Here is a 24,283-nt window from a genome sequence, read left to right as displayed (position 1 = left end):
TTAAAAATTTAAGAGTTTTTTTTAGGAGTATATTTTTATTTAACATTGTAAAAATAATACTGGTTTTATTCGTGTAAATAGCCCTTGCCTTATTTGCAGTCTTGAGAAGTTAAAAAAGTTATTTTTTATGATGAAGTAAGTGATTTAATGAAATAAAATTTATTTTTGACTAAAATAATGAAAATGAACCAAGATAATTGGGTAACCGCTAAGGAATACGAAGATATTACTTATAAAAAGCTTAATGGTGTTGCGCGTATAGCTTTTAATAGGCCAGACGTTCGTAATGCTTTTAGACCAAAAACAACCAGCGAATTATATGATGCTTTTTACGACGCCAATGAAGATGTTAATATTGGTGTTGTACTATTATCTGCAGAAGGCCCATCAACCAAAGATGGGGTATATTCTTTTTGTAGTGGAGGCGATCAAAAAGCAAGAGGACATCAAGGATATGTAGGTGAAGATGGTTATCACCGTTTGAACATTTTAGAAGTTCAGCGTTTAATTCGGTTTATGCCAAAAGCAGTTATAGCTGTAGTACCTGGTTGGGCAGTAGGTGGTGGACATAGTTTACATGTCGTTTGTGATTTAACGTTGGCAAGTAAAGAACACGCTATTTTTAAACAAACGGATGCCGATGTTACTAGTTTTGATGGCGGATATGGTTCTGCTTATTTAGCAAAAATGGTAGGACAGAAAAAAGCACGTGAAATATTTTTCTTAGGAAGAAACTATTCTGCACAAGAAGCTTATGAGATGGGCATGGTAAATGCTGTTATACCTCACGAGGAATTAGAGGCCACCGCTTATGAATGGGCACAAGAAATATTAGAGAAATCACCTACGTCCATAAAAATGCTTAAATTCGCAATGAATTTAACAGATGATGGTATGGTTGGTCAGCAAGTATTTGCAGGAGAAGCCACTCGTTTAGCCTACATGACAGATGAAGCTATAGAAGGTAGAAATGCATTTCTCGAAAAGCGCAAACCTAATTTTACTAAAAAATGGATTCCATAAATGAATAAAGTCTCTCTCTGGGTCGCTTCAATGCGTTTACGAACATTGCCGCTATCAATCTCTGGGATTATTTTAGCATCGTGTATAGCAGAATACAATGGCTATTTTGAATGGAAAATAGGTGTCCTTGCTATTTTTACTACTTTAAGTTTTCAAATACTATCTAATCTGGCTAACGATTATGGAGACGGCGTTAAAGGGACCGATAATAATGATAGAATTGGCCCCGAACGTGCCATACAATCTGGTAAAATATCACCTGAAGAGATGTTGCAAGCTATAAAAATTAATGTGTTAATTTCTATTGGATTAGCCTTTTTACTCATTTTTACTGCATTTGGAGTTAAGCATTTTTTTCTCACTGTTTTGTTTTTTTTGCTTGGTATAGCATCAGTGGTTGGAGCTATAAAATACACCGTAGGAAGCAATGCCTATGGTTACAGAGGTTTGGGAGATGCTTTTGTATTTGTCTTTTTTGGATTGGTTAGCGTTATTGGCTGCTATGTATTGTATGCAAAAACGATAGATCATGTAGTTTTATTTCCAGCTTGCACCATTGGATTATTGAGTACAGGAGTTCTTAATCTTAATAACATGCGAGACTTAGTATCTGATGAAAAATCAAATAAAATAACTTTAGCAGTTAAGATTGGAATTAAAAATGTTAAAATATACCACTATACGTTAATTGGATTGGCTATTGTATTATCCGCTTTATTCGGGATATTATATTATACATCACCGTATAATTTAATTTTTATTGTCGCTTATATTCCTTTACTGATTCATATTAAAAAGGTAAGAAAAAATACAGACCCTAAATTATTAGATCCAGAATTAAAAAAGTTAGCATTAACAACTGTTTTATTAGCTGTTCTTATGGGAATAGGACATTTGTTATAGTTTTTTTGTATTTTACTTTTGCTAAATTTAATATCACAAAATAATGAAGATCACTTTTTACGGTCACGCTAGTTTAGGCATACAAGTAAACGATGTGAATATACTTGTAGACCCATTCATTTCAGGAAACCCCAAAGCATCACATATAAATATAAATGACTTAAAAGCCGATTATATTTTAGTAACACATGCACACCAAGATCATGTTTTAGATGTTGAAGCCATAGCAAAAAGAACAGGTGCTGTAGTTGTTTCTAATTTTGAGATTATTTCACATTATGAAAAATTAGACATAGAAGGTCACCCTATGAATCATGGGGGAGCATGGCGTTTTGATTTTGGTACGGTTAAGTATGTTAATGCGATTCATACATCATCCTTTCCAGATGGAAGCTATGGAGGTCAACCGGGAGGTTTTGTAATTGAAGGTGAACATAAAAATATTTATATAGCTGGGGATACAGCCTTAACTTTCGATATGAAACTTATTCCACTTCAAACAAAGTTAGACTTAGCTGTTTTACCCATTGGCGATAATTTTACTATGGGAATCGATGATGCTATTTTAGCAAGTGATTTTGTTGCGTGCGATAAAGTCTTAGGCTATCACTTTGACACCTTTGGTTATATTGAAATTGATCACGAGGCTGCAAAACGAAAATTTTTCGAAAAAGAAAAAGATTTAATGCTTTTGGAAATCGGCGATTTTATCGAATTATAAATGGTAGATGCATCGTATAAAAAGTACGTTCTAAATTTTAAGCAGGCTAGTGGGACATCACGAGGTGTCTTAAAGACCAAAGAAACATGGTTTCTTATTTTAAAAACTAAAGATAAGCAAGGTGTAGGTGAATGTGGCTTATTTAGAGGCCTTTCTGCAGATGACAGACCAGATTATGAAGAAAAACTACAATGGCTTTGTAAAAACATCAATAATGGTTTAGATGATTTATTATCTGAATTAATTGAATTTCCGAGTATACAATTTGGTTTAGAAATGGCTTATAAATCTTTAGAAAGCCAAGACCAATTTGGGCTGTTTCCATCAAAATTCACGCAGGGTAAAGATAGCATCCCAATAAACGGTCTAATCTGGATGGGAACAGAAGCCTTTATGAAACAGCAAATAAAACAAAAGATAGAAGCGGGTTTCGCATGTATTAAAATGAAGATTGGAGCAATTGATTTTAAAACAGAAATAAATCTTATAAAATCCATTAGAAAAGAATATACCTCTAAAGATATTGAATTACGAGTAGATGCTAATGGTGCTTTTTTACCTTTAGAGGCATTAGAAAAGCTAAAAGTATTGTCAGACTTCGATTTACATTCTATAGAACAACCCATAAGGCAGGGGCAAATACAAGAGATGGCTCAATTATGTGAGGATACACCATTGGCTATTGCTTTAGATGAAGAATTAATAGGTGTGTTTCCTGTAACAGATAAACAAGAATTGCTACAAACTATAAAGCCACAGTATATTATTTTAAAACCAAGTTTAGTGGGAGGATTTAGAGAAAGTGATACGTGGATAAATATAGCAGAGAATAACGAGATAGGGTGGTGGATGACCAGTGCTTTAGAAAGTAATATCGGACTAAACGCAATAGCTCAATATACGTATTGTAAACAAAGTGATTTACCACAAGGTTTGGGAACCGGCGGATTATTCACTAATAATTTTGATTCACCATTGCAAGTTAAAAATGGTACATTACAGTATAATAATAATATAAATTGGAACATAAATATATAAAGTATGTATATAACCCAAGCTTATAAAGGGCTACATGATTGGTGGCAGTATATAATAGGAGTAATAATTGCAATCATGGGTGTTTTTGTTTTTTCCGCACCACATTTAATAGCTATAGGAATAGAAACATTTAAAGGTAATATAGATCAATCACAAATGAGTGATGCAAACTATATCATGACATTATTCGAACCTAATTTAAATTTAGTATTCGTATTGTTACCTTTTGCTGGTGGGTTATTGTTTTTACTGATAGCCATTAAATATTTACATAAACTGCCATTAATATATTTAACTACAACTCGAAAAAAAATAGATTGGAAACGGTTTTGGTTTATTTTCTTTCTTTGGGGAATAGTATCAAGTAGTTTTGTCTTGATCGATTATTTCATCACACCAGAAGATTATGTGTTTAATTTTAAACTAGTACCATTTTTAATACTTAGTGTTATAGCCATCATATTAATACCACTACAAACAAGTTTTGAAGAGTATTTGTTTAGAGGCTATTTAATGCAAGGCATTGGTGTTATTGCAAAAAATAAATGGGTGCCATTAGTTATTACGTCTTTGGTTTTTGGCTTACTTCACATAGCAAATCCAGAAGTTGAAAAACTCGGATATGTTATTATGGTTTATTATATAGGTACGGGATTGATGCTAGGAATTATGACACTTATGGATGAAGGTATGGAGCTATCATTAGGGTTTCATGCTGCAAATAATTTGTTTACTGCGCTTCTGGTAACTGCAGATTGGACTGCTTTTCAAACACATTCTATTTTAAAAGATGTATCAGACCCGGAAACTATGGGACTTACGGAAATATTTGTTCCAGTATTTGTAGTTTTTCCTATATTGCTTTTTATTCTTTCAAAAAAATATAATTGGACCAATTGGAAAGATAAACTTTTTGGAAATGTTATAGAACCACCAAAAGAAGATTATAAAATCATAGAAGACATAGGACGTGACGCCTAAATATAATAAAGTTCATATAAGATTTAAGTTAAATGGGATTCATTATACTTATGAGGGTCTCATGGAAGTGGCTTATAGTTTTGTAAAAGAAGGGGCTCCGTATGAAGTGCTAATTGGAGAATTTTTACTTGATTGGCTCGATAATAACGATTATATAGTTATTAACACATCCGGATCTACAGGGAAGCCCAAGTCTATGTCTGTTAATAAACAAGCTATGGTAAACTCTGCTATAGCAACAGGCGATTTTTTCAATTTAAACCCCGGAGATAAAGCACTACATTGTTTACCTTCAAATTTTATTGCAGGTAAAATGATGCTTGTTAGAGCTATCATTTTAGGGCTAGAACTGGATTTGGTAACGCCGACCTCACAACCAAATTTTAATATAGATATTCATTACGATTTTTGTGCTATGATTCCATTACAGCTTCAAAATTCATTGGATACCTGTCATCATATTAAAACGATTATAGTAGGAGGCGCTGCTGTTTCAAACACATTAAAAAAAATGATTCAAAATCTCAATTCAAATGTTTATGAAACTTATGGTATGACAGAGACAGTGACTCATATCGCAGTTAAAAAGATTAATAAATTTAATAAAGAAAAAGGGTGTGATGCTGAGCTTGTCGAAACATCTTATTTCCAAACGTTACCAAATATATCCATTTCGCAAGATGAAAGAGATTGCTTGATAATCGATGCACCAAAACTTTCAAAAGATAAAATTATAACAAATGATATTGTTAAATGCATTTCCAAAAGCGAGTTTGAGTGGTTAGGACGTTACGATAATGTTATAAACTCCGGTGGCCTTAAAATATTCCCAGAAGCCATAGAAGTTAAGCTTCAAGATAAAATAAAAGAACGCTTTTTTATTAGCTCTATCCCTCATGAAACTTTAGGTGAACAGCTGGTTTTAGTTCTGGAAAGTGATTCTAAAAAACCTGATAAGTCCATTTTTTTAGGATTGAACAAGCTTGAAAAACCAAAAAAGATTTATACGGTTAAACGATTTATAGAAACGCCTTCAGGCAAGGTTCAGCGTAAAAAAACATTGGAGTTATTAGATTTGTTAGCTTAAGTCGTAACTTTGTCATCTTTTTAATACATATAGAAAATAAAAATTATGAATTTTATTAGACGCGTTTTATCAACAGTAACAGGTATTATTGTATTTTTTGTTATCTGTTTTGTAGGGTTATTTGTTATTGGTCTTATCGTTGAAATGTCATCAGATGATGGTTTTCAGGTAAAATCCAATTCTGTTTTAGAATTAGCATTAGATTTTCCTATAAAAGATTATGCAGATAGAACAGAGTTTAAAGAATACCCATTTCTAAATGAAGATGAAAAAAACGGTTTATTTAATATTATTGATGCCATACATTATGCGGCAAGTGATGATAACATTAAAGGAATTTCAATAGACAATAATTTTATTAATGCTGGTATTTCTCAAACGAAAGCTTTAAGAAATGCATTATTAAAATTTAAAGAATCCGGAAAATTCATAGTTGCCTACGCAGATATTTATACGCAGAAAGATTATTATTTAAGTTCTGTTGCAGATACTATTTATATGAATCCGGTTGGTATGATGGAGTTTAAAGGATTATATTCAGAACGTTTATATTTTAAGGATTTTCAAAAAAAATCTGGTTTTAAAATGGAAGTAGTACGGTTTGGAAAATACAAAAGTGCTGTAGAACCATTTTTGACAAATGAGATGAGTGATGAAAATAGAGAGCAAATTTCTGTTTATTTAAATAGCCTATGGAATGAGATAAAACAAGATATTTCGAAAAGTAGGAACATCGCTCCAGAGCGCTTAAGTACTATTGCAGATAGTTTATTGGGAAGAAATGCCGATTTAGCTAAAACATCTCAACTTATAGATAAAATAGTATATCATGATGAATATATAAAAGAGCTTAAGCAGGCTGCGGGTGTCGAACCTGATGATGATTTAGAGACCATTGTTATTGCAGATTATTCAATGTATGCTGCCGATAAATTAAGATCCAATAAGAGTAAAAACAAAATAGCTGTCATTTATGCTGAAGGCGATATTATTTATGGTGAAGGTGATGAAGAAACTGTTGGAAATGGTATCATGAACGCTTCTTTGAAAGAAGCTAGGGAGGATGATAGGATAAAAGCTATAGTTTTACGTATAAACTCCCCGGGAGGAAGTGCTTTGGCAAGTGAATTGATTTGGAGGGAAATAGAACTAACGAAAAAAGTAAAACCTGTTATAGTTTCGATGGGAGATATGGCAGCATCCGGCGGTTATTATATAGCATGTAATGCCGATAAAATCATTGCCGAACCAACAACCATTACCGGGAGTATTGGTGTGTTTGGAATTTTGCCTAACGGAGAACAATTAATGAGTAATATGGGAATCAATGCCGAACAGGTTATAACTAACAAAAACGCGGTAACGTATAGCTTTTTTGAGACTTTTAATGATGAGCAACGTGCTTTTATAAAAGAAGAAATTGTTAATATATATGAACTGTTTACAAACCGTGTAGCAGTTGGTCGTAATATGGAACAAGATGATGTAAAAGCCATTGCTCAAGGACGTGTTTGGACGGGTATAGATGCTTTAAGCAACGGATTGGTTGATGAATTAGGTGGATTAGATTTGGCATTGCAAAGAGCTTCTGAAGCAGCAGAAATTGAAGATTATAAGATAGAAGAATTTCCTATTTATGAAAAAGATTTGGATGAAATGTTAAGTGCCTTAGGAATAGTAAAAGCCAAAGAGGCTATTTTAAAAGAAGAGTTAGGGGAGGAGAGTTACAAAGTTTTAAAAGAAATTAAATCAATGTCTAAGAAAAAAGGTATCCAATTATTATTTCCTTATAGTTTGGAGATTAAATAGGATAAAAGATAATACTTAAAAAGGGTAAACGAAAGTTTGCCCTTTTTTTATGCCTTACTCATTCAAAAGGGCACTTCACTCATTATTGGTTTTATAAGAAAAGAAGGAGGGTTAGTTTTATGTTGAACTTTAAAATCAGCCATAATGAAATCACTACTAATATTCTTTATTGCATTGACAGTTTCAATGCAAATTCAAGCTCAAGAAATTCCAGAAGTTATACTCAAGGATTCTACATCACTCAAACTTACAGAATTGCATATTAAAACAAATATTATCGGTAACATTGCAACTACCACCTATAATATGAAATTTTATAATTCGACAGAACGAGTTTTAGAAGGTGAATTATCATTTCCATTAGGTCAAGGACAATCGGTTATCGATTTTGCTATGGATGTTAATGGTAAATTGAGACACGCCGTAATTGTAGAAAAGGAATTAGGGCGTGTTGCTTATGAAAGTACTGTGAGGCAAATTATAGACCCGGGATTGCTGGAAAAGACTAAAGGTAATAATTACAAAGCAAGAGTATATCCCATTCCAGCCAATGGATTTAAGGAAATTGAAATAACATATGAGCAAGTGCTTTTTGCGAATAATAAATTACATGTTTATTTGTTACCTCTTAATTTTAAAAATAATTTGTCTAAATTTTCAGTAGGAATTAAAGCTTTTGATAAGAGTAATATACAAATCGTAGACACGAATAATTATCCAGGGTTTAAATTTTTAGATGATAATAAAAATACTAAAACAGCTTATTTTGAAGCTGAAAATTATATTCCGAATACTCCAATTACAGTTGAATTAGAGTTAGAAGATTCAGAAAGCATAACAGTCTACAATGATTATTTTAACCTATATAAAGTGTTTGACCCTAAGCCAAGACTTAAAAGAAAGCCAAAATCAATCACTTTGTTGTGGGATATGTCTTATTCTATGGAGCATAGAAACTTAGATAAGGAGTTAGAGCTTTTAAGCTTATACATTAAACATTTAGGTAATGTTAAAATAGAGTTTGTGTCTTTTAATAATAGAGTCAATAGATCTAAGTATTTTGAAATAAAGAGTGGTAATTGGCAGCGACTTAAAAATGAAATTAAAAACATTAATTATGATGGTGGTACTTCTTTCGTTGATTTAAATAAGTATAAAGCAGATGAATATTTATTATTTACAGATGGCATGGATAATTTGGGTGAATTAAATAAAGTAAAGTCTCCAATTTATACTATAAATGCGGTTACTTCTGCAAATCATGATAAACTTCAACAAATAGCAACTCAGTCGTCAGGCAACTATATAAATCTTTCAATAAAATCAATTGATGCTTCATTCAAACTGTTGACAAATGAAACATACCAATTTCTTGGAACAACAATAAATGATAATGTTTTTGAAATGTATCCAATAAAAAACACAAATGTTACACAAGATTTTTCATTGTCAGGTAGATTTAAAGAAGCTACAGAAATTGAATTATTGTTTGGTTATAACAATGAAATAACGGATAGATTTAAAATTAATTTGAATAGAGCAGGTCACAGTCCAATTGTAAAAAGGTTATGGGCAAAGCAAAAATTAGAGTATTTAAACACTAAAAAACTTAAAGAGAAAATAATAACATTAGCTAAAAAGCACAATTTAATAACTAATTATACATCTATGATTATTCTTGATAGAATTGAAGATTATGTTAGATATAAAATCGAACCACCTAAAGAATTAAAAGAAGAATATAAAAAACGTTTGCAGCTTTCAAAAGCAAATGAAGAAGAGAGACAAGAAGATTTAAACTATAGGAAAGAAGAGCTAGATGAGGATTATGTAGAGTTAATGAAATGGTACAATAAGGATTTCTCAAAACTAAAAAAAGAAAAAAAGATAGTTAAAAAAGAGAATATTCCATCTAATAATAGAACAGATACAATTAAGAATCAAGAAAGCAATACAAATAGTAATCCTCTATCTAATCAAGTGAGAATAACTTCTCAAAATCAAAATAATCTTGCTGCTAATAGTCTGGTAAGGGTCGATACGACAAAACATTTTGTTCAAGGTGTTATTAGGGATAGTAAAGGTCTTCCTTTGACAGGAGCAAATGTATATGTTAAAAATAAATCAAAAGGAACTGTTACAGATTTTGATGGTAATTATGCTATAAATGTGGATGCGGGAGATGTTTTAGTGTTTTCCTATATAGGCTTTATTTCTAAAGAAGTTGAGTTAAATAGTGAGAGCGTTGTTAATGTTTCATTAGATGAAGATGTCTCAATGTTAGACGAAGTTATAGTAGTTGGGTATGGCGTTCAAAAAAAGAGTTCGATAACTGGATGTGTGAGTGTTGTAACATCTATAAGTAGCGAATCTAGTTCAGATAATTCACTAGCAAATGTACTTCAAGGAAAGGTTTCAGGTGTTGATATAAAGCAAAGTACTGGTGAGCCAGGGAGCAGTGTGTCTGTTGAAATTCGTGGTCAGAACTTAGTTTCTGATGGGAATGCTCCGCTGTATGTAATTGACGGGGTACCATATACAGAAGAAGGTTATCGTGAGATTTTACCGAATGATATAAGTAGTATTGAAGTGTTAGAAAATAATACAGCAAGTGCGATTTATGGTAGTAGGGGTAGTAGTGGGGTAATTATTATAACCACTAAAAGTGGAATTGAAACAAATTTTGATAGAATCGCAGAATTGAACAAAAAAATAAATGAAGAAATACAATTTAAAACGTGGACCCCAAATGCTTCATATATACAAAAACTATCAAAAATTCGCACTAAAAATGAAGCTTATAAAAAATATCTAGAGCTAAGAAAAAAGTACAGAAATACACCAACTTTTTTCATTGATATTGCTGAGTTTTTTGAATCAATTAATGAATATGAATTAGCAGTTCAAATTATTACTAACCTTATTGAAATTGATATAGATAATCATGAACTTATGAGAGCCTTAGCTTATAAGTTAGAAAGCTTAGAAAAGAATCATTTAACAGTTCATGTATATAAAGAGATTTTAAAATTAAGACCAGAAGAACCACAGTCTTATAGAGATTTAGCTTTGGCTTATGAAAACATAAGAGAATATCAAAAAGCTTTTGATCTATTATATAAAATTATTGATGGAGAGTTACTTGAAAAAGATGAAGACGAACGCTTTTATGGAATTGAGCAAATAGCTTATGTAGAAGCTTGCCATATGGTAACAAAGTATGGTAGAAAAATAAAGTTAGACTATAATCAAAAACGATTAATTAAAGATTTAAAAGTTGATGTTAGAGTTGTGATAGATTGGAATCATAACAATACAGATTTAGATCTTTGGGTTGAAAACCCGAACGCAGAAAAAATCTTATATAGTAATAAAAATTCTAAAAATGGAGGAAGATTATCTGAAGATATGACAGAAGGTTATGGTCCCGAAGAATTTATGATAAAGAAAGCATTTAAAGGAGATTATAATATATTAATAGATTATTATGGGGATGAAGTTCAAAAAATTTCAGGACCAACTACATTAAAGGTCACTATGTTCACAAATTATGGAAGTAAAAATGAAACTAAAAAAGTAAAAATTTTAAGATTAGATAAAGAAGAAGATGAGCTTGAAGTCGGAAAAATAAAATTTTAAGGTTAAAAAGTCAAGGTTGGAAAATCTCTCCTCCAACCTTGACTTTTTATTAAATCAATTCCCAAATTATAAATTAGGAATAATTAATTCCTGATCCGGATGTATTAAATCGGGGTTCTTTAAAATATCAGTATTTGCAGCAAAAACTTCTTTATATTTCATAGCATCACCATAGTAGTGTTTTGCGATTTTTCCCAGAGTTTCACCACTTTTAACAGTATGCCTGTGGTAAACGCTTTCATCAGCTACAGTTATATTAGCTATAATGTCAGAAGGATTGTCTCCTCCAATTTCTTTGATTTTATCCCAAAGAATATTTTTTTCATATTGAGTGTTTGCAGTTCCTTTTACTTTTAAAACGCCGTTTTCTTCTGTAATGTTACCGTTTTGAATGCTTAATGATTCTCCTAAGTCTAATACAGGTTGGTATTTTGCTTTTAATGCCATAGTTGTAATTTTAAGTTTAAGTTTACAAGATAATAAATTTATTATCTGTAATGTTAATTAAGGTTTTGACTTTTGTTTACATTAATTCAGACACGTAAAAAACTAAAAGGTCACATTATTATTGTAACTTTTTTCTAATAAAAACTCAAAATTTGACTCTAAAAATTATGCTTAAAAATAATGTGCTTAAATTATGTTAATCAATTGAAAATATGTATTTTTGCACTCCTTTTAGCGAATCATTGGAAAGATAAAGGGGTAAAAACAAAATATATTTATAACACTTCTGTGTGTTAATCGCATAAATCTTCCAAAACATACAGAATACAAACAGTAATGTAATTACATTTTTCTGCGTAGATAAAAAGCAGAAATTCTAAATTATATTACATATTCTTTTTAAATGGCTGAAAAAGCAAAAAAAGCTGAAGTTGAAACAACAGAAGCTCCAGAAGCAGAAGCTCCAGTAATATCTGAAGCTAAAGCAAATCCAGAAAAATTCTTAAAAGAGTTCAATTGGCACAATTACCAAGAAGGTATTGATGAAGTTGATGATAAGCAACTTAAAGAATTTGAAAAATTAGTAGCAGAAAATTTCGTTGACACACTTAATGACGAAGTTGTAGAAGGTACAGTAGTTCACATTTCAGATAGAGATGCTATTATTGATATCAATGCAAAATCTGAAGGTGTTATCTCTTTAAACGAGTTTCGTTACAATCCTAGCTTAGCAGTTGGTGATAAAGTAGAAGTATTAATTGATGTTCGTGAAGATGCAACTGGACAATTAGTATTATCTCACAGAAAAGCACGTGTTATTAAAGCATGGGATCGTGTTAACGCAGCTCATGATTCTGGTGAAATTGTTAACGGTTTTGTTAAATGCAGAACTAAAGGAGGTATGATTGTAGATGTTTTCGGAATTGAAGCATTCTTACCAGGTTCTCAAATTGATGTAAAACCAATTAGAGATTACGATCAGTATGTAAATAAAACTATGGAATTTAAAGTTGTTAAAATCAACCACGAATTCAAAAACGTAGTTGTATCTCATAAAGCACTTATTGAAGCTGATATTGAAATACAGAAAAAAGAAATTATTGGTCAATTAGAAAAAGGTCAAGTATTAGAAGGTGTTGTTAAGAATATTACTTCTTACGGTGTCTTTATTGATCTTGGTGGTGTTGACGGATTAGTTCATATTACAGATTTATCTTGGTCTCGTATCAATCATCCAAACGAGATTGTAGAATTAGATCAAAAACTTAATGTTGTAATCCTTGATTTTGATGAGAACAAATCAAGAATCCAATTAGGATTAAAACAATTAAGCAAACATCCATGGGAAGCTCTTGCAGAAGAGGTGAAAGTAGGAGATAAAGTAAAAGGAAAAGTAGTTGTTATTGCAGATTACGGTGCATTTATAGAAGTAGCAGATGGTGTAGAAGGATTAATTCACGTATCAGAAATGTCATGGTCTACACATTTACGTTCGGCTCAAGATTTCGTTTCTGTTGGAGATGAAGTTGAAGCAGTTATCTTAACACTTGATAGAGAAGATCGTAAAATGTCGCTTGGTATTAAGCAATTAACTCCAGATCCATGGACTGATATTACAGGTAAATACCCGTTAGCATCTAAGCACACAGGTATTGTACGTAACTTCACAAACTTTGGTGTTTTTGTTGAACTAGAAGAAGGTATTGACGGATTAATTTATATCTCAGATTTATCTTGGACTAAGAAAATTAAGCATCCATCGGAATTCTGTGCAGTAGGAGATAAGTTAGACGTTATTGTATTAGAATTAGATGTAGAAGGCCGTAAATTAAGTTTAGGTCATAAACAAACAACTGAAAACCCTTGGGACAAATATGAAACAGAATTCGCTTTAGAAACTGTTCATAAAGCGGCTATCGCTGAAATTGTTGACAAAGGAGCTACCGTTCAGTTTAACGAGGACATCGTTGCATTTGTGCCTTCTCGTCATCTTGAAAAAGAAGACGGAAACAAACTTAAGAAAGGTGAAGAAGCAGAATTCAAAATCATTGAATTTAATAAAGAGTTTAAACGTGTAGTAGCATCTCATACAGCAATATTTAAAGCTGAAGAGATTAAAAACGTTAAAGCAGCAGCTAAAAAAGCGGCTAGCGCAGCAGCAGAAGCAAAACCAACTTTAGGTGATGCCAATGATGCTTTACAAGCTCTTAAAGATAAAATGGACGGAAAAGGATAATTTTTTCCAAATCATTATAGGTAAACAAAGCCTTCATATCCTGATAACTATCAGGATTGGAGGCTTTTTTATTTAGCATATTATTTATTACAGAAGTGTTACTTTATTTATGTTTCTACTTCTAAAATTTTGCATTATCTTTGTACTCCAAACACGTTTGGATAGTAAATATGAGTCAAAAAGTTTTACTTAACGCAAAAGAGGTAAACATCATTCTTCATCGATTGGCTTGTCAACTTATTGAAAATCACAATGACTTTTCTAATACCGTTTTAATTGGATTACAACCACGTGGTGTATTTCTAGCAGATAGACTAGCTAAAATATTAGAAGAAGATTACAAGGTTAAAAACATTCAACTAGGACATCTTGATATTACATTTTACAGAGATGATTTTCGTAGAGGAGATAAGACACTAGAAGCCAATACTACTAAACTTAATTTTTTAGTAGAAGATAAGAATATTGTCTTTATTGATGATGTTTTATATACTGGCCGTAGCATTAGAGCAGCTTTAACAGCTATTCAATCTTTTGGAAGGCCGAATGAGATAGAATTATTAACGCTTATAGACAGGCGCTTTAGTAGGCATTTACCCATACAGCCAGATTATAGAGGTAGACAAGTAGATGTTATAAATAACGAAAAAGTAAAAGTAAACTGGAAGGAACATGATAATGAAGATTCCGTTTATTTAATTGAAAAATAATGATTTAGTTAGGAGCTAGGCTAGGAGTATATTGTCAGGTCGAGCGCAGTCGAGACCTAAATAGAAACAAAAAGCAACTAAAAATTGCTAATCGAATATTAAAAAAACATGAGCGAATTAAGTGTCAATCACTTATTAGGGATTAAATATCTTAAAGAACAAGATATCCAACTTATTTTTGAAACTGCCGATCATTTTAAAGAAGTGATCAATAGACCCATTAAAAAAGTACCTTCGCTTAGAGATATTACCATAGCAAACCTTTTCTTCGAGAATTCAACACGCACAAAATTATCGTTCGAATTAGCCGAAAAAAGACTCTCTGCAGATGTTATTAATTTTTCGTCAGGGCAGTCATCTGTAAAAAAAGGGGAGACCTTAATTGATACAGTTAATAATATCCTATCTATGAAAGTAGATATGGTTGTTATGAGACACCCAAATCCAGGGGCAGGTGTATTTTTGTCGAAACATATTAATGCCAGTATTATAAATGCAGGAGATGGCGCTCATGAGCATCCAACACAAGCCCTTTTAGATTCGTATTCTATAAGAGAGAAACTAGGAGATGTGAGCGGTAAAAAGGTTGTCATTGTGGGAGATATTCTTCATAGTCGCGTAGCACTTTCAAATATATTTGCATTACAACTTCAAGGTGCACAAGTTATGGTTTGCGGACCAAAAACCTTATTGCCAAAGCATATTGGTGATCTTGGAGTGAAAGTTGAAACAAACTTACGTAAAGCTTTGAACTGGTGCGATGTAGCAAATATGTTACGTGTGCAAAATGAACGTATGAACATTAGCTATTTTCCATCTACCAGAGAATATACACAGCAGTTTGGTGTTAATAAAGAATTACTAGATTCATTAGACAAAGAAATAACGATCATGCATCCGGGACCTATTAATAGAGGTGTGGAAATTACCAGTGATGTTGCCGATTCAAAACAATCAATTATCTTAGAACAAGTTCAAAACGGTGTCGCTATTAGAATGGCAGCTATTTATTTACTAGCATCCAAAATAAAACAGTAGATTATGATTTTAGACCAAAATGGAAACACTTCTATAATCACACAAGAAAAAGCCACGGTTATAGAATTAGTTAAAAAACTACAGGCTTTATATCCGAAATTTAAAAACAATAATATTATTGTTGTTTTAACGACTTTAAATAAACTAACACTACAAGATATTGTTGAATTTTTAGAAATATCAAACATGCATCGTGCATCTAAACAGTCTTTCATTATTGTTTCAGATAATGTTAATTTAGATGATCTTCCAGATGAAATTATAGTAGTACCAACCATTCAAGAGGCTTACGATATTATTGAGATGGAAGAAATGGAACGTGACTTAGGGTTTTAATATGAACGAATTATATTTAGCACAAGTAAATATTGCAAAAAGATTGGCTCCTATGGATGATCCCATTATGCAGGATTTTGTGAATAATTTAGATAGGATTAATGCTTTAGCTGATAAAAGCGAAGGGTTTGTATGGCGTTTAAAAGATGAAGATAAAGACCTTGGAGCTACAGTATTCCAAGATGATACATTACTTATTAATATGTCTGTTTGGAAAAACTCTAAGGCATTATTTGATTACACCTATAATTCAGCACATATAGAAATCTTTAAGCGTAAAAAAGAATGGTTTGGTAAAATGAAAATGAAGCACATGGCATTTTGGTATGTGCCAAAAGGGTATGAACCAACGTTTCAAGATGCTAAAGACAGATTAGATTATTTAAATAAGCACGGAGAAACACCTTATGCTTTTACTTTTAAGAGCAAATTCACAGTTTCAGATTCATTAAATTACAAGCCACTTTTGTGATATGAAACTGACTATTTTAGGCTGCTATAGCGCAACCCCAAGAACCTTAAATAATACCACGTCTCAAGTATTAGAGCTTAATAACCATATGTTTTTAATTGATTGCGGAGAAGGCACTCAGGTACAACTTCGTAAGCATAAAATAAAGTTTAACCGTATTAAGCATATTTTTATATCACATTTACATGGCGATCACTTTTTTGGTTTGGTCGGTTTAATATCAACTTTTAGATTGCTTACCAGAGAGACAGATTTACATATTTATGGGCCAAAAGGCATCAAAGAAGTTGTTACACTACAAATGAAGCTTGCCGATTCCTGGACTAATTACAATTTGATTTTCCATGAATTAACCTCAGATAAATCTGAATTAATTTTTGAAGATGAAAAGGCTCAAGTATTTACAATTCCATTGAATCATAGGGTTTATACGAATGGGTTTTTATTCAAAGAAAAAGAAGGAGATCGCAAGTTAGATATCGAAGCGGTTGAAGAAGCTAATATCCATGTTGCTTATTACCGAAAATTAGTGCAAGGCTTTGATGTTATTAATGAAGATGGTAAAACTATAAAAAATGAATTAGTTACTAAAGCTGGCTTAAAACCAAAAAGTTATGCATTTTGTAGTGATACCATGTATAAAGAAGATATTGTACCTATTATAAAAAATGTAGATGCACTATATCATGAATCTACTTTTCTGGAAAAGCATGCACATTTAGGCCCTAAAACAAAACATTCTACAGCAAAAGAAGCAGCTACAATAGCAAAACTTGCCAATGTAGGCACATTGTTGCTTGGTCATTATTCAACGCGTTACGATGGACTAAATGCTTTTAAAGAAGAAGCTCAAGAAGTTTTTAGTAATGTAGAATTAAGCGAAGATGGAAAAACGTTCGATTTCTAAGAAGTTAATGTTTTGAATTCTTTCAAGCCAGAAATCCAATCGATGGCTTGATTTAGAGAGTTACATTTTTTTATACCTGTATCAGACAGATATTTTTCAATTTCAGCAATGTTGAAGTTTAGATCATCATACACAACAATAGCACTTGCAATTAGAAAATTATAGGTTTTATTAAGTTTTACCCATTCTCTTATATCTATAGAATATGAGTTTATGCGATTAGAAATAAAACCGATTTTTAAATTTTCACCATAATGTTCAAATAATGCTATAATTATTTCCTGAGACTCTTTAAATCCTAAGTGAACTCCTTCATTTATTTCAGAGATACAGAAATGTTTTGAAAAGTAAAAAGTACCAGTTTGTAAAACAACTTTTTTTGAAATTAAAGTATTGTAGTAGTTAGAGTCTTCAAATTTCATAATTTAGTATTTTATTTAAAATTACGACCTTTTTTGTTTTAAATGTAGGAAAATTAATATTGAAAACAAAGTAGAGGCAATTAATACAGCATATGGAAAAGGATTTAAGCGATTACAGAAAATCTTATGAAAAGCACGAATTACTGCTAAAAGATGTTCCAGAAAACCCTATGGAATTATTCCAAAAATGGTTTTATGAAGTTGATAAATTCTTTGTTGAAGATGAAACGAATGCTATGACGATTTCTACAATTGGTTTAGATGGATATCCAAAAAACAGAGTCGTATTACTTAAACGTTTTACATTTGAAGGGTTTATTTTTTATACAAATTATAACAGTGAAAAAGGCAAGGCTATAGCAAAAAACCCCAATGTATGTTTGTCTTTTTTTTGGCATGGAGCCGAACGTCAGGTTATTATAAAAGGGACTACAGAAAAAATCGCAAAAAATTTAAGCGATGGTTATTTTGAATCTAGACCCAGAGGAAGTCAATTAGGAGCTATAGTTTCAAATCAGAGTGACGTTATAAAAAATAGGGATGTTATTGAAAAAAAACTTTTAAAATTAGAAAAAGAATTTGAAGGCAAGGAAATACCCAGACCTTCTAGTTGGGGAGGTTATATAGTAAAACCTTTTGAAATTGAATTTTGGCAAGGTCGACCTAATAGATTACATGATAGAATTAGATTTATACTTCAGCAGGATTATAATTGGAAAATCGATAGACTCTCTCCATAAATAATCGACGAAATGTTACTTTTTTAAGTCCAAATATGTATTTTGTCGATTAAAAGAATATTTGTACGATAAAATACACGTTTTTAATCGATTTTAACATTTTGTTAACATTTACTTTGGGTTAGGCTGCTAAATTTACAGAACCTAATCTAAATTACCTACTTATGAAATCAATAACTAAACTGCCTTTATTGGCGCTGTTAGTTGTGTCTGTACTTACATCTTGCTCGACAGACAGTATGGATGATACGGCTGAATCTATAGAATTGAACCTAGTTGCTATAGAAGCAAAAGATATTGAAATAGAAATACTTAATCTTATTAATGATTATAGATTAACATCTGGGTTAAACACCTTAAGTGATATGTCTGTAGTAAAATCTGTAGCATATAGTCATACGGATTATATGGTAGATAATAATGAAGTATCTCATGATAATTTTTTTACCAGAAGCAACTATTTAAAAACTAACGTAGGAGCAACAAAAGTGTCCGAAAATGTTGCATATGGTTATAGTACTGCACAAACTGTAGTTAATGCCTGGCTTAAAAGCGATGGACACAGAGGGACTATTGAAGGCGACTTTACGAGCTTTGATGTTTCAGCAGAAAAAAGCGAAAATGGAAGGTGGTATTTTACTAACATCTTTATAAAAAAATAAGATTGTCATTTAAAAGCACTAAAAATATAACCTAAATTTAGTGAACTAATTTTTAGCGAAATTTGCATGATTTATTTGTGTATGTACATTAAATAAGGTTATTATTAATAACTTAATTGTTATTGAATTTAGCTTTAGGTAAAAACCCTTCCAGTTATTGGGAGGGTTTTGTTTAAAATAAAAAAAAACCATCAAAAGAATAAATCTCCTAATGGTTTTAATTGTTATTGAATATAGCTTAAATTATTTCATTTTAACGACGATAAATTGTGTACGCCTGTTTAATTGATGTTCTTCTTCGGTACAATTAGTGGTATCATCACAATCATTAATTAATTTTTGTTCTCCGTACCCCTTATATTCGGTAATCCTGTTTGGATCGACACCTTTATCTATTAAGTATTTGTATGTCGAATTTGCTCTATCTAAAGATAGTTTGTTATTATATTGAGACGAACCTCTGGAATCTGTGTGAGATTCTATTTTAATGATCATATCCGGATAAACATTCATCATCAAGTTAACTATTCTGTCTAACTCGACTGTGTCATCTTGTCTAATATCAAACCTATTAAAATCGAAGTAAATAGGGTAGAACTCAGTAATAGGCGTTACCTTTATAACCCGATTTAAGTTAAAGTCCTCGGTGATGCTTGTAACTTTATTTTCTACACCTTTAGAAGTAACATGCCTGGTATCGTCTATAAAATCATCTTTTTTAATGTTTAATACATAGTCGGAATCTCTATCTATGTTTATTTCGTATTGTCCATTTTCATCGGTTTCTAAATGCGCAATTTGGTTATTATTGCTATCAAGTAGAGTAACTATAGCATTAGGTACAGGTTTGTTTGTAGTGATATCTGTTATAGTTCCTTGTATTTTTAATTGTGGAATTCTGTCGTATGCATAAATATCATCACTACCAACACCGCCATTTCTATTAGAAGCAAAATATCCCGATAATCCATCTTCGTTCATAAAAAATGAAAAATCATCTTTGCTTGAGTTTACAGGAACACCAAGATTTAAAACACTAATAATGTTATTGTTTTTGTCTAAAACGGTTCCGAAAATATCCAGTAAACCTAATCCTGGATGCCCATCAGAAGCGAAGAATAACACCCCTTCGCTATTAATGAAAGGGAATCTTTCATTTTTATCTGTATTAATAACATTCCCTAAATTTTGAGGCGAACCAAAAGAACCATTACTATTTATCTCTACATGGTAAATATCTGTGCCTCCAAACCCACCAGGCATATTAGATGCAAAATATAATTTTGTTTCATCTTTGTTTAATGCCGGATGACCATTAGAGAACGCATCGCTGTTAAAAGGAAGTTCTTCAATATTTGTCCATGCTCCTTCAATTAAAGAAGCCTTATAAATTTTAAGGTTTGTCATGCCTTCTTCGTCTTTTCCTAAAACATTTTTATTGAAATTATTTCTGGAAAAATATATGGTTTTACCATCTTTTGTTATAGTAATTGGGCCATCGTGAAAAATAGAATTTATACTACCTTTAAGTTTAGATTTATGATCAACAATACTGTCGTTGGCATTTTTTTCGGTTGCATAAATATCTAAAAAAGGCTCTCCGTTCCAGCCATAAACATGTTTTGTAGAAACACCTTCGTTTCTGGCAGAGGCAAAGTAAATGAGGCCATCATGTTCGTAAGCCCCAAAATCACTATATTTTGAATTGAAATTAACTTTAGTTAAAAAATATTGTTGCTTTGCATTAAAAATAGAATTAATAAAATCGGCATCTTTTAAAAATCGTTCATCATTTATTTCTCCTCCGGCTTTTTTAAAGCGCTTCATCCAAACACGAGATTCTTTATACTCTTTAATTCCTCTCAATGCTTGGGCATAATTATAATAGTATGCAATAGGTACATTATGTTGTTCTACTACTTTTTTATAGTATACTACCGCACTATCAGGGTTTCTCATAAAAGCATAACTGTCTGCTAACTGTCTGGTTGCATAATCTGCGTTAAAGTCTTTTTCTATAAGATTATGATATACTTGAACAGCATTGACAAACGAAAACTTATTAAAAAGGTTATCAGCCCTTTTTTGAGAGCCATATTGAGCAAATGCTGAAAAGTTTGCTAACAATATAATACCGGTTAATATGTGATTTTTTAATTTCATGGGGTCTATTAGTTTTAATTAAAAACCTATACTAATTAGTAATTGCTCTTAATTTATTTAAAACACAATTGGTTAAATACTGTGCCTATTATTCCATTTTTACAACTATAAATTGCGTACGTCTATTTAATTGATGTTCTTCTTCTTCACAGTCTTGACCATCTTCACAGCCGTTAGTTAACTTACGTTCACCAAAACCTTGATGTTCTGTGATTCTTTCAGGGTTAATACCTTTAGAAATTAAATATTCGTATGTTGAGTTGGCTCTATCTATAGATAATTTATCATTATATGTTAAATTACCTCTTGAATCGGTATGTGATTCAATTCGAATAACCATCTCTGGATAGTCGTTTTGCATTAGGCTAACAATTTTATCTAGTTCTAAAGCAGCATCTTCCCTAATATTATATTTATTGAAATCGAAATAAATCGTATTTAATTCTGCAAGCTTTACAACATTTTGTACCGGATTTAATAATAAATTGGCAGAAACAGTAGTAAGCTCTGTTTGAATATTTTTAGATGTGAATGTTCTATAGTCGTCAATGTATTTATTTTGACTGGCAACAATTTTATAGTCTTTATTTCTATCGATATTTATTTGATAGAATCCGTTTTCATCGGTTACCATATCTGCAATTTTATTATCCTTGTCATCATATAAAGTAATAACAGAATTAGCAATAGGATTGGTGTTTATAGCATCGGTTACAACACCTTCAACATGCAAAACAGGTTCTCTGTGATAGGCATAAATATCATCGCTACCACGACCACCATTTCTGTTAGATGCAAAATAACCGGTAATACCATTTGGATTCATAGTAAATGAAAAATCATCTTTATTTGAATTCACAGGAACTCCTAAATTTATAACATCTGCTATGCTGTCGTCATCTTCGCCTTTAATAGTTGCGAAAATGTCTAATAAGCCTAAGCCAGTATGTCCATCTGAAGAAAAGAAAAGAACGCCTTCGTTATTTATAAACGGAAACCCTTCAGCATTTTCTGTATTTACGATATCTCCAGCATTTTGTAAATCCATTAAAAGACCATCTGGGCGTATATTTACAAACCATATATCTGAACCTCCTTTAGTTCCAGGTCTATCTGATGTAAAATATAGTTTAGTATCATCAATATTTAAAGCAGGATGTTGAGTTGAAAAATCATCACCATTAATTGATAAGTCTTCAATGTTTGTCCATTCGCCATCAACTAAAGTTGCTCTATAAATCTTCATATTTGTAAGCCCCTTTTTGTCTTTTGCTTCAACACCTTCAGTAAAGTTGTTTCTAGAAAAATACATGGTGCGTCCATCTTTAGTAATAGTGACTGGGCCATCGTGATAAATAGAGTTTACGTCTCCTTTTATTTTTCCTGTGTGATCAACATTTTTTTTAGACCCAACTTCTGTTACATATACATCTAAAAAAGGTTGTTCATTCCATCCATACAAGCGTTTTACAGAAACACCTTCATCTCTGGATGAAGCAAAATAAACTTTACCATCATGCTCAAAAGCGCCAAAGTCACTATACTTTGAATTAAAACGAACTCTGTCTAAAAAATACTGTTGTTTGGCTCCAAAAACACTGGTGATAAAGTTTAAATCTTTAGAGAAATCGTTAGTCTTTACAACACCTCCCGAATCTTTGAAACGTTTTAGCCAGACTTGAGAGTCGTCGTACTTTTTCATGCCTCGAAGCGATTGTGCATATTTATAATAATACTCAATAGGTGCATTTTCTTGTTTAACGACATTTTTATAATACCTTGAGGCATTTCTAGGGTCTCTTAAATAAGCGTAGCAATCTGCTAATTGACGCGTTGCGTAGTCTTTATTATAATTATTTTGAATAAGTTCTCTGTAAACTTTTGCAGCTTTTACAAAAGAGAATTTATTGAACAATGTATCGGCTCTTTTTTGTTTTCCTTGTTGAGAAAAGACAGAAAAGCTTAACATTAATGCGATACAGACTAATATGTAGTTTTTATTTTTCATATAAAAAATCTAATTAGAAATATCTTGGTGATTTTAATTTAGAATTTAAGAATTTAAATTCATATATAAGTAATATCTCATGAGTTCCGGTAGTATAACGGGCTATATCCGAAAGCGGTTTTTCGTAAGCATACCCTACACGTAGTTGTCTGGAGATTTGAAAGTCTGCAATACCACCAATAGCAGCGGTTTGCTCGTTAATTCTATAAGATCCACCTATCCAGAATTTTTCGTTATACAGAAAGTTTGCTGTTAAATCGAAAGATAGCGGCGCTCCATTTGTCGCTTTAATTAACCCTGCTGGTTTAAACTTGAAACTTTTGCTTAAATCAATTACGCCACCTAATGTGAAATAATAACTTAATCGCTCTAAGGCTTTATACTCTCTTTCAGTATTTTCGTCAGTATTTAATATCCTTGGTGTGGATAAACCTGCATAAAACCTATTGGTGTGATAATATACACCAGCACCAATGTTAGGAGCCCAGCGGTTTTCTGTTCCGTTAAAAAATGGATCTTCAGATATGGTCGGATCATTTAAAAACCCCTGATCAAAACTATAACCGGTAAATCCGGCCTTTAAACCAAAAGCAAGCTTTCCATTAACTCCTGTAGGAATGCTATATGAAAAATCTCCATATAAATATGAATAGTTTTGAGGTCCTAAATCATCTTCTATAAAAGATAGACCTACACCGATTCTGTCATTTCTAAGAGGAGTATGTACAGAAAGTGTTTGCGTTATAGGACCGCCTTTAAAACCAACCCATTGGCTTCTGTGTAATCCAATAATGCTTAAAGCTTCTCGACTTCCTGCATAGGCAGGGTTTATTGAGATTGTATTGTACATATACTGTGTGAATTGCGGTAATTGTTGTGCAACCCCAACCGTACAGCTTAACAATGCAATAGCGATTATATTATATTTAATAAGTTTCATA

21 protein-coding genes are annotated in these 24,283 nt (G+C 31.7%); 16 read left to right on the top strand and 5 right to left on the bottom strand.

Features of this window, described 5'->3' with window-relative positions; genetic code table 11:
* Nucleotides 1-183 precede the first annotated feature (183 nt).
* From Q4Q35_RS17070 to Q4Q35_RS17035, 8 genes are all read left to right on the top strand, one after another.
* Nucleotides 184-1,023, top strand: coding sequence for a 1,4-dihydroxy-2-naphthoyl-CoA synthase (locus tag Q4Q35_RS17070; protein ID WP_303279235.1), 840 nt, complete (start codon nt 184-186; stop codon nt 1,021-1,023).
* Nucleotides 1,024-1,926 (top strand): 1,4-dihydroxy-2-naphthoate octaprenyltransferase, encoded by a 903-nt coding sequence (gene menA, locus Q4Q35_RS17065; RefSeq protein ID WP_303279234.1) that lies wholly within the window; start codon nt 1,024-1,026, stop codon nt 1,924-1,926.
* A 43-nt stretch (nt 1,927-1,969) separates the two neighbouring features.
* Nucleotides 1,970-2,647, top strand: coding sequence for a metal-dependent hydrolase (locus Q4Q35_RS17060; protein ID WP_303279233.1), 678 nt, complete (start codon nt 1,970-1,972; stop codon nt 2,645-2,647).
* Nucleotides 2,648-3,685 (top strand): o-succinylbenzoate synthase, encoded by a 1,038-nt coding sequence (locus tag Q4Q35_RS17055; protein WP_303279232.1) that lies wholly within the window; start codon nt 2,648-2,650, stop codon nt 3,683-3,685.
* 3 nt (nt 3,686-3,688) lie between these two features.
* A complete protein-coding gene (locus Q4Q35_RS17050) occupies nt 3,689-4,666 on the top strand; it encodes a CPBP family intramembrane glutamic endopeptidase (RefSeq protein WP_303279231.1) in 978 nt (325 codons plus the stop codon).
* Nucleotides 4,656-5,753 (top strand): AMP-binding protein, encoded by a 1,098-nt coding sequence (locus tag Q4Q35_RS17045; RefSeq protein WP_303279230.1) that lies wholly within the window; start codon nt 4,656-4,658, stop codon nt 5,751-5,753. The genes Q4Q35_RS17050 and Q4Q35_RS17045 overlap by 11 nt, the downstream gene beginning before the upstream one ends.
* Nucleotides 5,754-5,798: 45 nt before the next feature.
* Entirely contained in the window at nt 5,799-7,562 is a 1,764-nt protein-coding gene (gene sppA, locus Q4Q35_RS17040) for a signal peptide peptidase SppA (RefSeq protein WP_303279229.1), read from the top strand.
* A gap of 144 nt (nt 7,563-7,706) precedes the next feature.
* Nucleotides 7,707-11,201 (top strand): DUF2135 domain-containing protein, encoded by a 3,495-nt coding sequence (locus Q4Q35_RS17035; RefSeq protein WP_303279228.1) that lies wholly within the window; start codon nt 7,707-7,709, stop codon nt 11,199-11,201.
* 66 nt (nt 11,202-11,267) lie between these two features.
* Here Q4Q35_RS17035 and Q4Q35_RS17030 read toward each other — a convergent pair whose 3' ends face one another.
* Nucleotides 11,268-11,648, bottom strand: a complete 381-nt coding sequence (locus Q4Q35_RS17030; RefSeq protein WP_303279227.1) for a LysM peptidoglycan-binding domain-containing protein — start codon at nt 11,646-11,648, stop codon at nt 11,268-11,270.
* A 403-nt stretch (nt 11,649-12,051) separates the two neighbouring features.
* Here Q4Q35_RS17030 and rpsA point away from each other — a divergent pair, with 403 nt between their 5' ends.
* The 6 genes from rpsA to Q4Q35_RS17000 all read left to right on the top strand — a co-directional run bounded on the left by rpsA (nt 12,052) and on the right by Q4Q35_RS17000 (nt 17,347).
* A complete protein-coding gene (gene rpsA / locus Q4Q35_RS17025) occupies nt 12,052-13,884 on the top strand; it encodes a 30S ribosomal protein S1 (protein WP_303279226.1) in 1,833 nt (610 codons plus the stop codon).
* A gap of 170 nt (nt 13,885-14,054) precedes the next feature.
* On the top strand, nt 14,055-14,594 hold the full coding sequence (gene pyrR / locus Q4Q35_RS17020) for a bifunctional pyr operon transcriptional regulator/uracil phosphoribosyltransferase PyrR (RefSeq protein ID WP_303279225.1): 540 nt from the start codon (nt 14,055-14,057) through the stop codon (nt 14,592-14,594).
* A gap of 108 nt (nt 14,595-14,702) precedes the next feature.
* A complete protein-coding gene (locus tag Q4Q35_RS17015; protein WP_303279224.1) occupies nt 14,703-15,632 on the top strand; it encodes an aspartate carbamoyltransferase catalytic subunit in 930 nt (309 codons plus the stop codon).
* Between the two features lie 3 nt (nt 15,633-15,635).
* The gene (locus Q4Q35_RS17010) at nt 15,636-15,968 is read left to right on the top strand and encodes a ribonuclease Z (protein WP_303279223.1); all 333 of its coding nucleotides are present in this window, start codon (nt 15,636-15,638) and stop codon (nt 15,966-15,968) included.
* A 1-nt stretch (nt 15,969) separates the two neighbouring features.
* A complete protein-coding gene (locus tag Q4Q35_RS17005) occupies nt 15,970-16,440 on the top strand; it encodes a DUF3291 domain-containing protein (RefSeq protein ID WP_303279222.1) in 471 nt (156 codons plus the stop codon).
* A gap of 1 nt (nt 16,441) precedes the next feature.
* Nucleotides 16,442-17,347, top strand: a complete 906-nt coding sequence (locus Q4Q35_RS17000) for a ribonuclease Z (protein WP_303279221.1) — start codon at nt 16,442-16,444, stop codon at nt 17,345-17,347.
* Here the strand turns inward: Q4Q35_RS17000 and Q4Q35_RS16995 are convergent.
* Entirely contained in the window at nt 17,344-17,769 is a 426-nt protein-coding gene (locus Q4Q35_RS16995; RefSeq protein WP_303279220.1) for a hypothetical protein, read from the bottom strand. The two genes, Q4Q35_RS17000 and Q4Q35_RS16995, sit on opposite strands and share 4 nt — an antisense overlap.
* 92 nt (nt 17,770-17,861) lie before the next feature.
* Between Q4Q35_RS16995 and pdxH the strand changes: the two genes are divergently transcribed.
* A complete protein-coding gene (gene pdxH / locus Q4Q35_RS16990; protein WP_303279219.1) occupies nt 17,862-18,509 on the top strand; it encodes a pyridoxamine 5'-phosphate oxidase in 648 nt (215 codons plus the stop codon).
* Between the two features lie 164 nt (nt 18,510-18,673).
* Nucleotides 18,674-19,171, top strand: a complete 498-nt coding sequence (locus Q4Q35_RS16985) for a CAP domain-containing protein (protein WP_303279218.1) — start codon at nt 18,674-18,676, stop codon at nt 19,169-19,171.
* A 243-nt stretch (nt 19,172-19,414) separates the two neighbouring features.
* Here the strand turns inward: Q4Q35_RS16985 and Q4Q35_RS16980 are convergent, their stop codons facing one another.
* From Q4Q35_RS16980 to Q4Q35_RS16970, 3 genes are all read right to left on the bottom strand, one after another.
* Nucleotides 19,415-21,334, bottom strand: coding sequence for an OmpA family protein (locus tag Q4Q35_RS16980; protein WP_303279217.1), 1,920 nt, complete (start codon nt 21,332-21,334; stop codon nt 19,415-19,417).
* Nucleotides 21,335-21,422: 88 nt separating this feature from the next.
* Nucleotides 21,423-23,342, bottom strand: coding sequence for an OmpA family protein (locus tag Q4Q35_RS16975; RefSeq protein ID WP_303279216.1), 1,920 nt, complete (start codon nt 23,340-23,342; stop codon nt 21,423-21,425).
* A 13-nt stretch (nt 23,343-23,355) separates the two neighbouring features.
* A complete protein-coding gene (locus tag Q4Q35_RS16970; RefSeq protein ID WP_303279215.1) occupies nt 23,356-24,282 on the bottom strand; it encodes a PorP/SprF family type IX secretion system membrane protein in 927 nt (308 codons plus the stop codon).
* Between the last annotated feature and the right edge of the window lies 1 nt (nt 24,283).

Source organism: Flavivirga aquimarina, assembly GCF_030540835.1.
Lineage (GTDB): Bacteria > Bacteroidota > Bacteroidia > Flavobacteriales > Flavobacteriaceae > Flavivirga > Flavivirga aquimarina.
This window is presented reverse-complemented; position numbering and strand designations above follow the sequence as displayed.

What these genes read in the sequence shown, in the direction of transcription:
- Q4Q35_RS17070 (WP_303279235.1), top strand. Translation starts at nt 184, where the DNA reads ATGAACCAAGATAATTGGGTAACCGCTAAGGAATACGAAGATATTACT.
- menA (WP_303279234.1), top strand. Translation starts at nt 1,024, where the DNA reads ATGAATAAAGTCTCTCTCTGGGTCGCTTCAATGCGTTTACGAACATTG.
- Q4Q35_RS17060 (WP_303279233.1), top strand. Translation starts at nt 1,970, where the DNA reads ATGAAGATCACTTTTTACGGTCACGCTAGTTTAGGCATACAAGTAAAC.
- Q4Q35_RS17055 (WP_303279232.1), top strand. Translation starts at nt 2,648, where the DNA reads ATGGTAGATGCATCGTATAAAAAGTACGTTCTAAATTTTAAGCAGGCT.
- Q4Q35_RS17050 (WP_303279231.1), top strand. Translation starts at nt 3,689, where the DNA reads ATGTATATAACCCAAGCTTATAAAGGGCTACATGATTGGTGGCAGTAT.
- sppA (WP_303279229.1), top strand. Translation starts at nt 5,799, where the DNA reads ATGAATTTTATTAGACGCGTTTTATCAACAGTAACAGGTATTATTGTA.
- Q4Q35_RS17035 (WP_303279228.1), top strand. Translation starts at nt 7,707, where the DNA reads ATGAAATCACTACTAATATTCTTTATTGCATTGACAGTTTCAATGCAA.
- Q4Q35_RS17030 (WP_303279227.1), bottom strand. Translation starts at nt 11,648, where the DNA reads ATGGCATTAAAAGCAAAATACCAACCTGTATTAGACTTAGGAGAATCA.
- rpsA (WP_303279226.1), top strand. Translation starts at nt 12,052, where the DNA reads ATGGCTGAAAAAGCAAAAAAAGCTGAAGTTGAAACAACAGAAGCTCCA.
- pyrR (WP_303279225.1), top strand. Translation starts at nt 14,055, where the DNA reads ATGAGTCAAAAAGTTTTACTTAACGCAAAAGAGGTAAACATCATTCTT.
- Q4Q35_RS17015 (WP_303279224.1), top strand. Translation starts at nt 14,703, where the DNA reads ATGAGCGAATTAAGTGTCAATCACTTATTAGGGATTAAATATCTTAAA.
- Q4Q35_RS17010 (WP_303279223.1), top strand. Translation starts at nt 15,636, where the DNA reads ATGATTTTAGACCAAAATGGAAACACTTCTATAATCACACAAGAAAAA.
- Q4Q35_RS17005 (WP_303279222.1), top strand. Translation starts at nt 15,970, where the DNA reads ATGAACGAATTATATTTAGCACAAGTAAATATTGCAAAAAGATTGGCT.
- Q4Q35_RS17000 (WP_303279221.1), top strand. Translation starts at nt 16,442, where the DNA reads ATGAAACTGACTATTTTAGGCTGCTATAGCGCAACCCCAAGAACCTTA.
- Q4Q35_RS16995 (WP_303279220.1), bottom strand. Translation starts at nt 17,769, where the DNA reads ATGAAATTTGAAGACTCTAACTACTACAATACTTTAATTTCAAAAAAA.
- pdxH (WP_303279219.1), top strand. Translation starts at nt 17,862, where the DNA reads ATGGAAAAGGATTTAAGCGATTACAGAAAATCTTATGAAAAGCACGAA.
- Q4Q35_RS16985 (WP_303279218.1), top strand. Translation starts at nt 18,674, where the DNA reads ATGAAATCAATAACTAAACTGCCTTTATTGGCGCTGTTAGTTGTGTCT.
- Q4Q35_RS16980 (WP_303279217.1), bottom strand. Translation starts at nt 21,334, where the DNA reads ATGAAATTAAAAAATCACATATTAACCGGTATTATATTGTTAGCAAAC.
- Q4Q35_RS16975 (WP_303279216.1), bottom strand. Translation starts at nt 23,342, where the DNA reads ATGAAAAATAAAAACTACATATTAGTCTGTATCGCATTAATGTTAAGC.
- Q4Q35_RS16970 (WP_303279215.1), bottom strand. Translation starts at nt 24,282, where the DNA reads ATGAAACTTATTAAATATAATATAATCGCTATTGCATTGTTAAGCTGT.